The 16,260-nt window shown below is 48.3% G+C and carries 11 protein-coding genes; 7 read left to right on the forward strand and 4 right to left on the reverse strand.

Annotated elements, in window-relative coordinates:
• Positions 1-49: 49 nt before the first annotated feature.
• Genes N745_RS0111410 through N745_RS0111425 form a run of 4 tightly spaced genes read left to right on the forward strand, consistent with a single transcriptional unit; the run spans position 50 to position 5,331 of the window.
• On the forward strand, positions 50-637 hold the full coding sequence (locus tag N745_RS0111410) for a DUF4381 domain-containing protein (protein WP_024852260.1): 588 nt from the start codon (positions 50-52) through the stop codon (positions 635-637).
• Positions 630-1,760 carry a vWA domain-containing protein gene (locus tag N745_RS0111415; RefSeq protein WP_024852261.1) on the forward strand — a complete coding sequence of 377 codons (1,131 nt, stop codon included), beginning with the start codon at positions 630-632 and terminating at the stop codon, positions 1,758-1,760. The genes N745_RS0111410 and N745_RS0111415 overlap by 8 nt, the downstream gene beginning before the upstream one ends.
• Positions 1,760-3,856: a VWA domain-containing protein gene (locus N745_RS0111420; RefSeq protein WP_024852262.1), complete on the forward strand. Its 2,097-nt coding sequence runs from the start codon at positions 1,760-1,762 to the stop codon at positions 3,854-3,856. Before N745_RS0111415 ends, N745_RS0111420 begins: the two co-directional genes overlap by 1 nt.
• Entirely contained in the window at positions 3,850-5,331 is a 1,482-nt protein-coding gene (locus N745_RS0111425; protein WP_024852263.1) for a hypothetical protein, read from the forward strand. Before N745_RS0111420 ends, N745_RS0111425 begins: the two co-directional genes overlap by 7 nt.
• Positions 5,332-5,343: 12 nt before the next feature.
• On the opposite strand, the gene N745_RS0111430 is transcribed toward N745_RS0111425, so the two are convergent.
• From N745_RS0111430 to N745_RS0111445, 4 genes are all read right to left on the reverse strand, one after another.
• Positions 5,344-5,583 carry a hypothetical protein gene (locus tag N745_RS0111430; protein WP_024852264.1) on the reverse strand — a complete coding sequence of 80 codons (240 nt, stop codon included), beginning with the start codon at positions 5,581-5,583 and terminating at the stop codon, positions 5,344-5,346.
• A 21-nt stretch (positions 5,584-5,604) separates the two neighbouring features.
• Positions 5,605-6,027: a thioredoxin TrxC gene (gene trxC / locus N745_RS0111435; protein ID WP_024852265.1), complete on the reverse strand. Its 423-nt coding sequence runs from the start codon at positions 6,025-6,027 to the stop codon at positions 5,605-5,607.
• 65 nt (positions 6,028-6,092) lie between these two features.
• Positions 6,093-6,548: a hypothetical protein gene (locus N745_RS0111440; RefSeq protein ID WP_024852266.1), complete on the reverse strand. Its 456-nt coding sequence runs from the start codon at positions 6,546-6,548 to the stop codon at positions 6,093-6,095.
• Between the two features lie 333 nt (positions 6,549-6,881).
• Positions 6,882-7,220, reverse strand: a complete 339-nt coding sequence (locus N745_RS0111445) for a hypothetical protein (protein WP_024852267.1) — start codon at positions 7,218-7,220, stop codon at positions 6,882-6,884.
• Positions 7,221-7,454: 234 nt separating this feature from the next.
• Between N745_RS0111445 and N745_RS12610 the strand changes: the two genes are divergently transcribed.
• The 3 genes from N745_RS12610 to N745_RS0111460 all read left to right on the forward strand — a co-directional run.
• The gene (locus tag N745_RS12610) at positions 7,455-15,728 is read left to right on the forward strand and encodes an Ig-like domain-containing protein (RefSeq protein WP_024852268.1); all 8,274 of its coding nucleotides are present in this window, start codon (positions 7,455-7,457) and stop codon (positions 15,726-15,728) included.
• Between the two features lie 53 nt (positions 15,729-15,781).
• The gene (locus N745_RS12670) at positions 15,782-15,958 is read left to right on the forward strand and encodes a hypothetical protein (protein WP_157833768.1); all 177 of its coding nucleotides are present in this window, start codon (positions 15,782-15,784) and stop codon (positions 15,956-15,958) included.
• A 30-nt stretch (positions 15,959-15,988) separates the two neighbouring features.
• A partial coding sequence (locus N745_RS0111460) for an Ig-like domain-containing protein (protein ID WP_024852269.1) occupies positions 15,989-16,260 on the forward strand: 272 nt, incomplete at its 3' end.

Genomic DNA, 16,260 nt, shown 5'->3' on the forward strand with positions numbered 1-16,260 from the left:
TTCAAGCCGACACATATCTAGAGTTACGTTATTGGTAGCAGGCGCCTCGATGCTTTATTCTTCTCTAAGCTTAGCGGCACAAGTTGCTTCACCTAGTGCTGAAAATGTTGCTACAAGTCAGGAACCCGCTACACAGTTGATTGATATTGAATTGCCACCCCAGCCTGGCACAAATTGGTGGCTTGGCTTGGAAATTGGTTTGGCGATAGTTGCCGTTATTGTGTTGTTAGCATTGCTCTATTGGTTGCGAAACCGCTACTGGCGTAGTTTTCATTTACGTTGGCAGTTAAAGAGCATGAGTAAACAGTGGGCTTCACTTTCAACGAATAATAGCCGTGAAGAAGCGCTTAAGCTATATCAGATTTTTGATAATGCCCAGCGTCATCAATTGTTATTGGAAAAGGATGCCATTGTCCTCAAAGAAACCTTAGAGCCTATGTGCTTTAGTCAAAATAATGCTTCACGTGAAACATTGGTTTCAGCCTTGTCGACATTAAAGCAAGCGCTTGCTGATTATGAAAAACACAAACTCAAATCCCTGCCTGGAAACTTAGCTCAAAGGTTGCGCAAAGCTGTTCATTACGGAATGACACGCTTGCAACAATCCAAAACCCACAGAGGGCAGAACCATGGTTAATGGTGGATTGAGTTGGCAAGTATTTTGGCAAGAGCTACCAAATTGGCCGAGTTGGGTGTTTGAACATCCCGCTGCGATGGCATTGATTGGTTTGGCGCCGCTTTTAACGCTGTTGTTTTGGGGGGTGTCGAAAACTGTGAAACGTTTTACTGGACGAAGCGATTGGGATTCGGCAGCAGAAATGAAGTCTATGTCTTTTCGACATCCATTGATTGATCGGATGCATTGGATTGCGCAACCACAAGCAAAATCGAGTTTTTGGCGTTGGATATTGCAGGGACTGCGTTGGTCAATACTGGCTTTATTGGCGATTGCTTTGGCAAGTCCAGTTAAAGAAGTGCCTTTACCGCCTGAACCTCAAACCAAAACAGTGCGAGATTTGGTATTTGTTGTCGAAACCTCTGCTAGCTTTCTCTTGCCGGATTATCAAATGAACGGTCAGCCAACCACGCGTATGGATGTGGTGAAATCGGTACTGGATCAATTTGTCTCTGGTTTACAGGGGAATCGCTTCAGTTTCATTGTCTATGCTGAAAATGCTTTTACGCTTATGCCATTAACCACCGATGCTGTTACTGCAAGACTGATGTTAAAAAGACTTAGACCTTACTTAGCGGGTCGTACCGATGAAGCAGCCGGTGAAGCGTTAGGCCTAGGTTTGCAACAAACGGAAAAAAGTACCAAAACCACACAAAAGCGGGTGGTAATTTTTATCTCGGACGGACAGTCTCGCGCCAGCCGTGTTCCTTTGGAAGATGCGGTTACTTATGCGCAAGGCTTAAATGTTCCTATTTATACCATTGGGATTGGAGCAGGAAGTAAGCAAGCCGATAAACGTGTATTTACCGGGTTGCTTTATCAACCATTAAAAAGCGGTATGCTGCGACATTTAGCCGCCGAAACGGGTGGGCGTTATTATCAGGTGAACGGCGAGGCGAGTTTGCAAAAAGTGTTGCAAGCGATCGACCAAACCGAAGGCGCACAATTGGAAACGCCGCAAAAGAAAACTGCAAAAATTGAACTATATCCTTACTTTGTTGCTTTGGCATTAATGATATTCGTGCTGTATTTCAGTTTGGTTCAACTGCTGGCGAGACGCCTCCAAACAGAGGAAGCGGCTTGATGGAACAACTATTGATGCAGCATTTAAATAATATCTGGGCATTTATTTTGCCGGAAGGTTGGCAGTGGCGAGATGCACAAACTTTGTGGTTTGTATTGATTCCTGTTATTTGGTGGTTGGTTGTCTACCTGATTAAAAAACGCCAAGTAGCACACTATGCCGATGCAGATTTATTGCCTTGGGTAAAAGCTGATGCAGCAACTCATCGTGGATCAGCATCATCCGTTGATATTGAAGGCACTAATACAAGACCCCAGCCTGGCAGATTTTTATGGCGTCTGGTAAAACGAATCTTAGGCGCATTTGTGTCACCAACGGCATTGCTTTCTTTTGCTTGGGTGGCGCTGATTATTGCATTGGCAGGGCCAAGAAGTGCGATTCCATCGCCCAATGAGTCGTCACGAGCAGGTGTAGACATTTTGATAGGTTTGGATGTGTCGCGTTCCATGCTGGTTCAAGATATGGGCGGTAACCGTTTTATTTTTAGTCGTGCGCTAATCGAGTCTTTATTAAACAGGCTTGAACCAAACGATCGTGTCGGTCTGATGGTTTATGCCGGTAAACCGCATTTAGTTTCTCCTTTAACTTTCGATAGAGATTTGTTTAAACATTATCTGAGTTTGGTGCGCCCAGGCATGCTACCAACCAGAGGATCTCAAATTTATCCTGCACTGAATTTCGGCTTGAAGCATTTGCAACAAACCGCTGGTAAAGCACAAATTTTACTGATGCTGACAAATGGTGAACCCGCTGAATATGAATCGCAAACTTTACCGCAGAGTCTGGCTAAAAGAGGACTGACCCAAACGCCTGGTGTTAAACAGGATAAAAAGGATGATTCGTCTGCTAAGGTGATTCTTGTTGGAGTTGGAAAAAACGCCGCAAGTCGTGTTCCAGAGTTTACCGATCCAACTGGCTATTTGCATGCCTATGGTCGCCTGGTGACGTCACGACTTGAAGCAGGTTTTTTGAAAAAATTGGCGGGTCAAATCAACGGTCAATATCTTCAGGCAAGTAATCAGGGTTCCTTTTTGCAGAAACTTTTGGACTCTGTGACGGAAGAAGCACAGAAACGCACTATTGTCTCTTCAACACCTATTTGGCAAGACCATGCTTGGCCATTTATGGTAGCGGCATTTATTTTATTGATTTTGGCATTTTATCCCATTCGATTACGCCCTTCCGAGATGTCCGGTTCACTTGGATTACTTGCTATTGCGTTAGTTTCAGCAGGTTTAACTGGGTTACCAACGCCTTCTCAAGCAGCAGATGAAGTTGATAGCGCTCAGCAGTCTTCGGCAGAGTTAAGCGCAAGTCAGCGTATCTCAAGACAACAGCAGGCTTTTCAAGCTTTTCAGACTAAAAAGTTTGAATTATCCGAGCAGCTTTATGATGGTTTAAACCAATATACGGGTTGGTTTGGCGCAGGTGATGCAGCTTACCGTGCCGGAGATTATGAGTCGGCAGTGCTCTACTTTACACAAGCTGCAGTAGCCGGCCACAACGACAAAGAACGCGCCCATGCGTTGTTTAACCTAGGAAATACTTTTTTCGAATCCAATTTGATGCCTCAAGCGATAGAAGCCTATACGCAGGCATTGGTGTATGTGCCTGATTACGATAAAGCCAAGCATAATTTAGAGTTGGCGAAAAAAATGCAGCGTCAGAAAAAGAAAGGAAAGCAGAAAAACCAAGAAAAAGGTGATGGTAAGGGTGCAGGAAGCCAGTCCCGTGATGCTGAAGGCAGTTTTTATGGCGGACAAAAGCCTAATAGCGAACCTGGCAAAGGCGTATCGGGCGACTCGGAAGATGGTGAAAAGCAGGCAAAAGATTTTGTATTGCCTGACGAAGAAGATCGTACCGACTTTCGTTTGAAATCTGAAGGCCGATTACAAGCAAATGGCAAAGCTAATGATGTTGCTAATGCGATTATTGATCAGCAGAAACGCAGACAAACTATTGAGAAATTTGAACAGAAAATGAAGCAAGTTCAGGACAAGCAATCCGCCTTATTAAAGCGCTTATTTGAGCGTGAAGAAGGATTCCAAGCAGAGCAGGAGCAAGCGCACGACTTGCCTGGAGTGAAGCCATGGTAGTTTCTTGCAAAGTTTGTAAACGTTTGATGTTTATTGTTCTGACAATCATCAATATGGCGCTACTGGCAATGCCAGCAAAAGCGGATAGCGTTAATTTATCGCCTTTAGAAATTACATTGGGTGAGCCGGTAACGTTGATCTTGAAAGGCAAAAATATAGAAAACGACTTCACAAAATTCGATAAATCTAAAATTCGCCAGCATTTTGAAATTTATGATGTGGACGGCGATTCAGACTATATGCGATTGGTCCTTTATCCTCGCATTGCAGGTGATGCCAAATTCCCTGCTATCCATATTGGTGGGTTACAGTTTGATGGAGCGGTGGTTAAGGTCAACCCTAATCCTGATGTAACTATTAATTGGCAGAGACCAAAAGATCATGCCTATATTAACCAACTACAGAGCTGGAAGGCATTGGTTAAAACATCTGATCCAGGTCTAGGAGCACGTTTGTTATTGCATTCACATGCCAATGATAAGGTGACGCATATTTTCAAAGAAACGGCGTTAGATGCGAATCAGAAGTGGTTTGGTAATCAACGTGTTTTTCAAATGCTGGTTGGTGGTGGTGAGCCAGGAAAATTAAAAGTTCGTACACCGATTGTTGAAGTTCGCAATACTGGTAATGGTCGCCCTTGGTTATTTTTCGATAATACACTTTGGTTGCAATTAAAGCCTACACCAAGTTTCTTACCTGTTGCCATGCCTATTGGTAAGGTTTCTGTACAGGTTCAAAAGTTAAGTTTTTGGCAAATACAGAACCAAATGATAGATTGGAAAATGATTCTGAAAGGTGAGAATGTCAACCCAAATACATTGCCTGACCCGACTGCTCAGTTTGCCTACAACCGTGCAATTGAATGGTTGATGCCTGATATGCAAAAAGAACAACGCTGGACAGACACAGGGTTGGTATCAGAACGTGTTATTAAACAACCATTGCGTTTCTTGGCGTTAGGATTAGTGCGTTTACCTAATATGAGAGTAACGTATTTTGATCCACTCACTGGTAAGTTGGTTGATCAGTATGTGCAAGGACAATGGATATTTTCTGTGCCGAAAGTAGTTTATTGGTTAATCAATATTTTGTTCTACGCGTTAATAGGGTTCGCTTTGCTTGTATTGGTATGGATCTTTATTGATGCTTGGTACAAGCTTCGTTTGGTGGTTGCTATTAAGCGAGCAGAAAGCACAGATGAGGTGTGGCAGGCGCTTTTGTCATGGACAGCATCACAATTTGGACAAGGTGCACAAAATCTCAGTTTTGGCCAATGGGAAAGTAAAATGAGCGCGCACTATGGAAGTTACGAAAGTTTGCACGAGCTGACAAAAGCTTTGGATAGAGACCGTTTCAGCCCACTTTCTGCAGATACCCAAACTTTAGCGCTGGTTTGGGCAAAGCAGGTGCCAGTTTTTAAATGGCAACGTGTGTATCATCGCTTCACAATAGTTAAGCTAAAGCTTTTTAGTTAATCTGTTCTCTATCTACAGTTTGCCTAGCGTTTTCTTATATTTGACGAAAGCTACGGAAAGCGCGTAAATAAGTGCGATGGCAATAATTGCTTGACCCGCTAATGCCAAACCGATTGAGAAGGTGTTTTCACGAATAAGGCTTGGAATCATCAAAAATAAACCAATTACCAACCCAATAGTCATCGTTTTAACAGCGATTTTAACAATACTTTTTGTTAAAAGCCTTTTGTGTTCTGGTGAACCAATTTCCATAAATTTTTATCTCATTTTTTGTTAAAGCGATTGCTGAACCCATTGTACAAAGCTAGGTAACGGCATGGCGCCAGATTGTCTGGCGATTTCTTTTCCATTTTTAAAAATAGCTAAAGTAGGTATTGAACGGATATTAAATTTTGCGGCAATTTGTTGCTCGACTTCAGTATTAATTTTGACCAGTTTTGCTTGAGATTTTAACTGTTGCGCTGCTTGAGCAAAAGTGGGAGCAAACATTTTGCAAGGGCCACACCAAGGTGCCCAAAAATCGACGACGATCGGTTGATCGGTTTTTTCGATTGCTCTTAGTAATTGGTCGCCTGTCATTTCTATGGGTGTATCAGTCAATAGCGATTGTTTGCATTTACCACAGGATGGAGATTGATTTAGTTTTTCGTCAGGAATTCGATTTAATCCACCGCAGTGTGGGCACATAATAATCATGGCTGTTCCTTCATTTGGTTACTTGACTTTGGTTTTATAGGGATTTAACTCCTTTAATTCAAGTGTTATTCAAGCCATTCAGGTTTTGGGCTCTCTCGCCCACCAGCTTCAAGCCCTTCGTTTACAAAGCCATGTAGTGTCTGGTCATGGCAATGGATTAATTCAATGAGCTTCGGATCTTCAGCTGTTAAAGTCGCCTGCACGCCATTTTCTATTGCTTCGTAATGCATATCAATCTGATCTTTATATTCAAAAAGAGCTGCAAATAAAGGATCCCAAGAGCGAATCGCTCTGCCCATACCAAAACGTTTTTCCATACCAATGACATGATCTTGAAGCACTTGTGCGAGTTCTGGATTATTTGAGGTGGTGGTAGCAATAATGCCATTTTCAATTTTTTGGGTTTCACGCTCAAGTTCAGTATGACATTCCAACAGTTTTGAAAATAAAGCTTGGTCTTGCTTATGTTGTTCATCAGTACCATGACCGTGACGATAGGGTTTGCCATGAACAGTTTTCATGTAATAGCTCCAGAAAATTGGATTGGAGTTGATATTTTAGGGAATTTTGTAAAAAAAAGCGCCGAAATTGTATCGGCGCGATTTTCAACTGAGGAGCATATTCAAATAAGTAGGAGACCTAGTTTGAATATTAATGGAGTTAATGAAATTAGGTTTCAAAGAAACCGAGTTAAGAAACATCCTGTTTCGTTAACTTAGAAATAAGTGTACGCCTAAACTTGAAAAAAGAGTTTTGAGGGAGTGTGAAATTGTATTGAAGAACAGTGACGTAAAAGCCTCCGCCCAATGCTAAAAATTAGCGAATAGGCGGTGGAAGGGAGGATTGTTTCTGATTTAACGTTTTGTATTTGTTGCGTTGAAAGCGTTATAGTTTGCTTGAGCTTGAAGGTTTGAAGCATAAGTCAAACCATTTGTAGTATCACCTTTTTCGGTAGGTTCTGAGCCTGCTGAATCTTTTTCATTTACCCGGCGATCTTTAGCTAAATTTAAATAATCTGTTTGTTGTGTTTGATTTTTGTCAGACAAAGTAACAGAGGAATTGCCAGCAGATGAAGTAACAGCTGTAGATTTTTCGGTCACTTTCGGTTCTTTTGCTGTAGCGTCAGCTAACCCATTCGATTGAAGGTAAGTTGCGTGTGTAGCGCTTGCTAAAACTGGATTGACATTATTCATAACCGCATTCCTCTTGTATCCAGAAAGTGTGTTTGCTATACATTTCTGTCTATCGGTAGCTGCAATTATAAAAAAAAAAATCTAAAAAATCTAGTTTCATCAATTAGTTAGTAACTTCCTGAATAAAAAGTAAGCAAAATTACGTTTTATTGTCCTTAGGTACAATAGATTTTTATTGACACTATAACTATAGTGATTCTACTGAAAAAAGAATTGTTGATTGGGAGAGTCGAAATGGCTACAGGAAATTCCGTTATTATTGGTCGAGTTGGAGAGCTTTCTGGCAAGGTATACATCAAATTACCTTCAGGTGAATTAGTGCCACTGAAAGAAGGGATGGTTGTTCATGCCAATGATGTTATCGTAACGGCCGATGGCGGTTCAATCCTAGTTTATTTGGCTAATGGTACCGTTTTTACTCTTGGGCAAAACTCTGTAGCTCGTCTTGATGACGATGTTATGCCAAAAGCCGATGTCGAAGAGCTGCAAGCCAAGCAAGATGATGTTCAGGACATGGTTCAGAAAGTGCTTTCTGGCCAGGCAGAATCATTAGACGCGACAGCTGCTGGTCAAGACAGCGGGCAGCCAACTTCTTCCTCTTCACAAACGCCTGATGCAATCCAAGCGGATAGAGCGCAAGGTAATGTAACGAGTGGGTTTGATGAGGGCACTGATGGTGCCAACCCTAACCCTACGCAAACGCCTGATCCAACGGGTAATAATAACGAGTATCTGTATGCAGCAAATCAACAAACTGCTTTTTCAATATCTCTCGATATAGACAGAATTACATCGGATAGTCTTGTTAATGCACGTGAAGCCAATGGTAATATTGCGGTTACAGGGCAGGTTCTTGGGCAAAATTTAGATCACGGTACGGTTACGCTAACAATTAATGGTAACCAATATTCTGGTAATTTCGGTTCTGATGGGAAATATGCGATTTCTGTTCTAGGTGCAGATTTTGCTAATGACTCAGACCAAGTTGTGGACGCGACGGCGGTTGCCTATAACAGCAACGGCGAGCAAGCTACCAGTACTTCGACAGAATTCTATTTGATTGATACCAGCGCGGGCCGTATTTATATAGATCCGATTACTGGAGACAATATTCTTGCCGGTAACGAAGATAAAAGTGTCACCATTAGTGGTAGTACAGGCTCCATTGCTGCCGGGCAAACCGTTACGATTGAAGTGCAAGATTCAAGTGGCAACGTTCTTTTTGACTCAACAACCTTGCCGTCTAGTCAACAGCCAACTGTAGGGGTTGATGGTAAATGGTCGATTGCTGGCGTTGATATGAGTAGCTGGCCGGATGATGCAAACTATAAAGTGATTGCCAATTCTGTTGATTCTTCTGGCAACCCAGCCATTAAAGGTGAAGAAAACTTCACAACGCGCGTGACGCAAGATGACTCTATTATTATTCAAGAAAACACCGTTGCCAATGGAAATGTGTTGGCGAATGACAGTAACCCGAACAATACGTTGAAAGTTGCTAGTTTCACCATCTCTGGAGATTCCACAACGCATAATGCGGGTGATTCCGTCGCCATTTCAGGTGTAGGGCAGATGACCCTAAATGCAGATGGTAGTTATGCCTTTACGCCTGTGCATGATTGGGATGGCACCGTTCCTCAAATTACTTACACCACGAACTCCGATGATAGCAGTAAGCTTGACATAAAAGTTGAGCCAGCGGGTAGTGCTCATGTTGGTACGGTCACGATTGATCCTGTTACTCAGGACAATGTTGTAAATTCTGCCGAAAGTAACGCTACGATTGCAGTAACTGGGGCAGCAACTGGTGGCGACATCAGTGCAAATGACACAGTGACCATGACGATCAACGGCCAAGAGTACACAGCGACAGTGCAAAGCAATGGCACTTGGAGCGTGGATGTAGCCGGATCAGACCTAGCCGCGGATGCCGACAAAGGCTTCACAGCGAGTGTTGCGTCAACGGATGCCGCAGGCAACCCAGTGACGAGCACAGCGACTCACAGCTACACAGTTGATACCACAGCGGACAAAGGGACAGTCACCATCAACGACGTGACTTCAGACAACGTGATCAATGCCGCGGAGAGTGGACAAACCATCGCCGTGACAGGAACAGCAACTGGTGGCGACATCAGTGCAAATGACACAGTGACCATGACGATCAACGGCCAAGAGTACACAGCGACAGTGCAAAGCAATGGCACTTGGAGCGTGGATGTAGCCGGATCAGACCTAGCCGCGGATGCCGACAAAGGCTTCACAGCGAGTGTTGCGTCAACGGATGCCGCAGGCAACCCAGTGACGAGCACAGCGACTCACAGCTACACAGTTGATACCACAGCGGACAAAGGGACAGTCACCATCAACGACGTGACTTCAGACAACGTGATCAATGCCGCGGAGAGTGGACAAACCATCGCCGTGACAGGAACAGCAACTGGTGGCGACATCAGTGCAAATGACACAGTGACCATGACGATCAACGGCCAAGAGTACACAGCGACAGTGCAAAGCAATGGCACTTGGAGCGTGGATGTAGCCGGATCAGACCTAGCCGCGGATGCCGACAAAGGCTTCACAGCGAGTGTTGCGTCAACGGATGCCGCAGGCAACCCAGTGACGAGCACAGCGACTCACAGCTACACAGTTGATACCACAGCGGACAAAGGGACAGTCACCATCAACGACGTGACTTCAGACAACGTGATCAATGCCGCGGAGAGTGGACAAACCATCGCCGTGACAGGAACAGCAACTGGTGGCGACATCAGTGCAAATGACACAGTGACCATGACGATCAACGGCCAAGAGTACACAGCGACAGTGCAAAGCAATGGCACTTGGAGCGTGGATGTAGCCGGATCAGACCTAGCCGCGGATGCCGACAAAGGCTTCACAGCGAGTGTTGCGTCAACGGATGCCGCAGGCAACCCAGTGACGAGCACAGCGACTCACAGCTACACAGTTGATACCACAGCGGACAAAGGGACAGTCACCATCAACGACGTGACTTCAGACAACGTGATCAATGCCGCGGAGAGTGGACAAACCATCGCCGTGACAGGAACAGCAACTGGTGGCGACATCAGTGCAAATGACACAGTGACCATGACGATCAACGGCCAAGAGTACACAGCGACAGTGCAAAGCAATGGCACTTGGAGCGTGGATGTAGCCGGATCAGACCTAGCCGCGGATGCCGACAAAGGCTTCACAGCGAGTGTTGCGTCAACGGATGCCGCAGGCAACCCAGTGACGAGCACAGCGACTCACAGCTACACAGTTGATACCACAGCGGACAAAGGGACAGTCACCATCAACGACGTGACTTCAGACAACGTGATCAATGCCGCGGAGAGTGGACAAACCATCGCCGTGACAGGAACAGCAACTGGTGGCGACATCAGTGCAAATGACACAGTGACCATGACGATCAACGGCCAAGAGTACACAGCGACAGTGCAAAGCAATGGCACTTGGAGCGTGGATGTAGCCGGATCAGACCTAGCCGCGGATGCCGACAAAGGCTTCACAGCGAGTGTTGCGTCAACGGATGCCGCAGGCAACCCAGTGACGAGCACAGCGACTCACAGCTACACAGTTGATACCACAGCGGACAAAGGGACAGTCACCATCAACGACGTGACTTCAGACAACGTGATCAATGCCGCGGAGAGTGGACAAACCATCGCCGTGACAGGAACAGCAACTGGTGGCGACATCAGTGCAAATGACACAGTGACCATGACGATCAACGGCCAAGAGTACACAGCGACAGTGCAAAGCAATGGCACTTGGAGCGTGGATGTAGCCGGATCAGACCTAGCCGCGGATGCCGACAAAGGCTTCACAGCGAGTGTTGCGTCAACGGATGCCGCAGGCAACCCAGTGACGAGCACAGCGACTCACAGCTACACAGTTGATACCACAGCGGACAAAGGGACAGTCACCATCAACGACGTGACTTCAGACAACGTGATCAATGCCGCGGAGAGTGGACAAACCATCGCCGTGACAGGAACAGCAACTGGTGGCGACATCAGTGCAAATGACACAGTGACCATGACGATCAACGGCCAAGAGTACACAGCGACAGTGCAAAGCAATGGCACTTGGAGCGTGGATGTAGCCGGATCAGACCTAGCCGCGGATGCCGACAAAGGCTTCACAGCGAGTGTTGCGTCAACGGATGCCGCAGGCAACCCAGTGACGAGCACAGCGACTCACAGCTACACAGTTGATACCACAGCGGACAAAGGGACAGTCACCATCAACGACGTGACTTCAGACAACGTGATCAATGCCGCGGAGAGTGGACAAACCATCGCCGTGACAGGAACAGCAACTGGTGGCGACATCAGTGCAAATGACACAGTGACCATGACGATCAACGGCCAAGAGTACACAGCGACAGTGCAAAGCAATGGCACTTGGAGCGTGGATGTAGCCGGATCAGACCTAGCCGCGGATGCCGACAAAGGCTTCACAGCGAGTGTTGCGTCAACGGATGCCGCAGGCAACCCAGTGACGAGCACAGCGACTCACAGCTACACAGTTGATACCACAGCGGACAAAGGGACAGTCACCATCAACGACGTGACTTCAGACAACGTGATCAATGCCGCGGAGAGTGGACAAACCATCGCCGTGACAGGAACAGCAACTGGTGGCGACATCAGTGCAAATGACACAGTGACCATGACGATCAACGGCCAAGAGTACACAGCGACAGTGCAAAGCAATGGCACTTGGAGCGTGGATGTAGCCGGATCAGACCTAGCCGCGGATGCCGACAAAGGCTTCACAGCGAGTGTTGCGTCAACGGATGCCGCAGGCAACCCAGTGACGAGCACAGCGACTCACAGCTACACAGTTGATACCACAGCGGACAAAGGGACAGTCACCATCAACGACGTGACTTCAGACAACGTGATCAATGCCGCGGAGAGTGGACAAACCATCGCCGTGACAGGAACAGCAACTGGTGGCGACATCAGTGCAAATGACACAGTGACCATGACGATCAACGGCCAAGAGTACACAGCGACAGTGCAAAGCAATGGCACTTGGAGCGTGGATGTAGCCGGATCAGACCTAGCCGCGGATGCCGACAAAGGCTTCACAGCGAGTGTTGCGTCAACGGATGCCGCAGGCAACCCAGTGACGAGCACAGCGACTCACAGCTACACAGTTGATACCACAGCGGACAAAGGGACAGTCACCATCAACGACGTGACTTCAGACAACGTGATCAATGCCGCGGAGAGTGGACAAACCATCGCCGTGACAGGAACAGCAACTGGTGGCGACATCAGTGCAAATGACACAGTGACCATGACGATCAACGGCCAAGAGTACACAGCGACAGTGCAAAGCAATGGCACTTGGAGCGTGGATGTAGCCGGATCAGACCTAGCCGCGGATGCCGACAAAGGCTTCACAGCGAGTGTTGCGTCAACGGATGCCGCAGGCAACCCAGTGACGAGCACAGCGACTCACAGCTACACAGTTGATACCACAGCGGACAAAGGGACAGTCACCATCAACGACGTGACTTCAGACAACGTGATCAATGCCGCGGAGAGTGGACAAACCATCGCCGTGACAGGAACAGCAACTGGTGGCGACATCAGTGCAAATGACACAGTGACCATGACGATCAACGGCCAAGAGTACACAGCGACAGTGCAAAGCAATGGCACTTGGAGCGTGGATGTAGCCGGATCAGACCTAGCCGCGGATGCCGACAAAGGCTTCACAGCGAGTGTTGCGTCAACGGATGCCGCAGGCAACCCAGTGACGAGCACAGCGACTCACAGCTACACAGTTGATACCACAGCGGACAAAGGGACAGTCACCATCAACGACGTGACTTCAGACAACGTGATCAATGCCGCGGAGAGTGGACAAACCATCGCCGTGACAGGAACAGCAACTGGTGGCGACATCAGTGCAAATGACACAGTGACCATGACGATCAACGGCCAAGAGTACACAGCGACAGTGCAAAGCAATGGCACTTGGAGCGTGGATGTAGCCGGATCAGACCTAGCCGCGGATGCCGACAAAGGCTTCACAGCGAGTGTTGCGTCAACGGATGCCGCAGGCAACCCAGTGACGAGCACAGCGACTCACAGCTACACAGTTGATACCACAGCGGACAAAGGGACAGTCACCATCAACGACGTGACTTCAGACAACGTGATCAATGCCGCGGAGAGTGGACAAACCATCGCCGTGACAGGAACAGCAACTGGTGGCGACATCAGTGCAAATGACACAGTGACCATGACGATCAACGGCCAAGAGTACACAGCGACAGTGCAAAGCAATGGCACTTGGAGCGTGGATGTAGCCGGATCAGACCTAGCCGCGGATGCCGACAAAGGCTTCACAGCGAGTGTTGCGTCAACGGATGCCGCAGGCAACCCAGTGACGAGCACAGCGACTCACAGCTACACAGTTGATACCACAGCGGACAAAGGGACAGTCACCATCAACGACGTGACTTCAGACAACGTGATCAATGCCGCGGAGAGTGGACAAACCATCGCCGTGACAGGAACAGCAACTGGTGGCGACATCAGTGCAAATGACACAGTGACCATGACGATCAACGGCCAAGAGTACACAGCGACAGTGCAAAGCAATGGCACTTGGAGCGTGGATGTAGCCGGATCAGACCTAGCCGCGGATGCCGACAAAGGCTTCACAGCGAGTGTTGCGTCAACGGATGCCGCAGGCAACCCAGTGACGAGCACAGCGACTCACAGCTACACAGTTGATACCACAGCGGACAAAGGGACAGTCACCATCAACGACGTGACTTCAGACAACGTGATCAATGCCGCGGAGAGTGGACAAACCATCGCCGTGACAGGAACAGCAACTGGTGGCGACATCAGTGCAAATGACACAGTGACCATGACGATCAACGGCCAAGAGTACACAGCGACAGTGCAAAGCAATGGCACTTGGAGCGTGGATGTAGCCGGATCAGACCTAGCCGCGGATGCCGACAAAGGCTTCACAGCGAGTGTTGCGTCAACGGATGCCGCAGGCAACCCAGTGACGAGCACAGCGACTCACAGCTACACAGTTGATACCACAGCGGACAAAGGGACAGTCACCATCAACGACGTGACTTCAGACAACGTGATCAATGCCGCGGAGAGTGGACAAACCATCGCCGTGACAGGAACAGCAACTGGTGGCGACATCAGTGCAAATGACACAGTGACCATGACGATCAACGGCCAAGAGTACACAGCGACAGTGCAAAGCAATGGCACTTGGAGCGTGGATGTAGCCGGATCAGACCTAGCCGCGGATGCCGACAAAGGCTTCACAGCGAGTGTTGCGTCAACGGATGCCGCAGGCAACCCAGTGACGAGCACAGCGACTCACAGCTACACAGTTGATACCACAGCGGACAAAGGGACAGTCACCATCAACGACGTGACTTCAGACAACGTGATCAATGCCGCGGAGAGTGGACAAACCATCGCCGTGACAGGAACAGCAACTGGTGGCGACATCAGTGCAAATGACACAGTGACCATGACGATCAACGGCCAAGAGTACACAGCGACAGTGCAAAGCAATGGCACTTGGAGCGTGGATGTAGCCGGATCAGACCTAGCCGCGGATGCCGACAAAGGCTTCACAGCGAGTGTTGCGTCAACGGATGCCGCAGGCAACCCAGTGACGAGCACAGCGACTCACAGCTACACAGTTGATACCACAGCGGACAAAGGGACAGTCACCATCAACGACGTGACTTCAGACAACGTGATCAATGCCGCGGAGAGTGGACAAACCATCGCCGTGACAGGAACAGCAACTGGTGGCGACATCAGTGCAAATGACACAGTGACCATGACGATCAACGGCCAAGAGTACACAGCGACAGTGCAAAGCAATGGCACTTGGAGCGTGGATGTAGCCGGATCAGACCTAGCCGCGGATGCCGACAAAGGCTTCACAGCGAGTGTTGCGTCAACGGATGCCGCAGGCAACCCAGTGACGAGCACAGCGACTCACAGCTACACAGTTGATACCACAGCGGACAAAGGGACAGTCACCATCAACGACGTGACTTCAGACAACGTGATCAATGCCGCGGAGAGTGGACAAACCATCGCCGTGACAGGAACAGCAACTGGTGGCGACATCAGTGCAAATGACACAGTGACCATGACGATCAACGGCCAAGAGTACACAGCGACAGTGCAAAGCAATGGCACTTGGAGCGTGGATGTAGCCGGATCAGACCTAGCCGCGGATGCCGACAAAGGCTTCACAGCGAGTGTTGCGTCAACGGATGCCGCAGGCAACCCAGTGACGAGCACAGCGACTCACAGCTACACAGTTGATACCACAGCGGACAAAGGGACAGTCACCATCAACGACGTGACTTCAGACAACGTGATCAATGCCGCGGAGAGTGGACAAAACCATCGCCGTGACAGGAACAGCAACTGGTGGCGACATCAGTGCAAATGACACAGTGACCATGACGATCAACGGCCAAGAGTACACAGCGACAGTGCAAAGCAATGGCACTTGGAGCGTGGGATGTAGCCGGATCAGACCTAGCCGCGGATGCCGACAAAGGCTTCACAGCGAGTGTTGCGTCAACGGATGCCGCAGGCAACCCAGTGACGAGCACAGCGACTCACAGCTACACAGTTGATACCACAGCGGACAAAGGACAGTCACCATCAACGACGTGACTTCAGACAACGTGATCAATGCCGCGGAGAGTGGACAAACCATCGCCGTGGACAGGAACAGCAACTGGTGGCGACATCAGTGCAAATGACACAGTGACCATGACGATCAACGGCCAAGAGTACACAGCGACAGTGCAAAGCAATGGCACTTGGAGCGTGGATGTAGCCGGATCAGACCTAGCCGCGGATGCCGACAAAGGCTTCACAGCGAGTGTTGCGTCAACGGATGCCGCAGGCAACCCAGTGACGAGCACAGCGACTCACAGCTACACAGTTGATACCACAGCGGACAAAGGACAGTC

Origin of the sequence: Hydrogenovibrio kuenenii DSM 12350, from assembly GCF_000526715.1 — a bacterium.
Taxonomy (GTDB): Bacteria; Pseudomonadota; Gammaproteobacteria; order Thiomicrospirales; family Thiomicrospiraceae; genus Hydrogenovibrio; species Hydrogenovibrio kuenenii.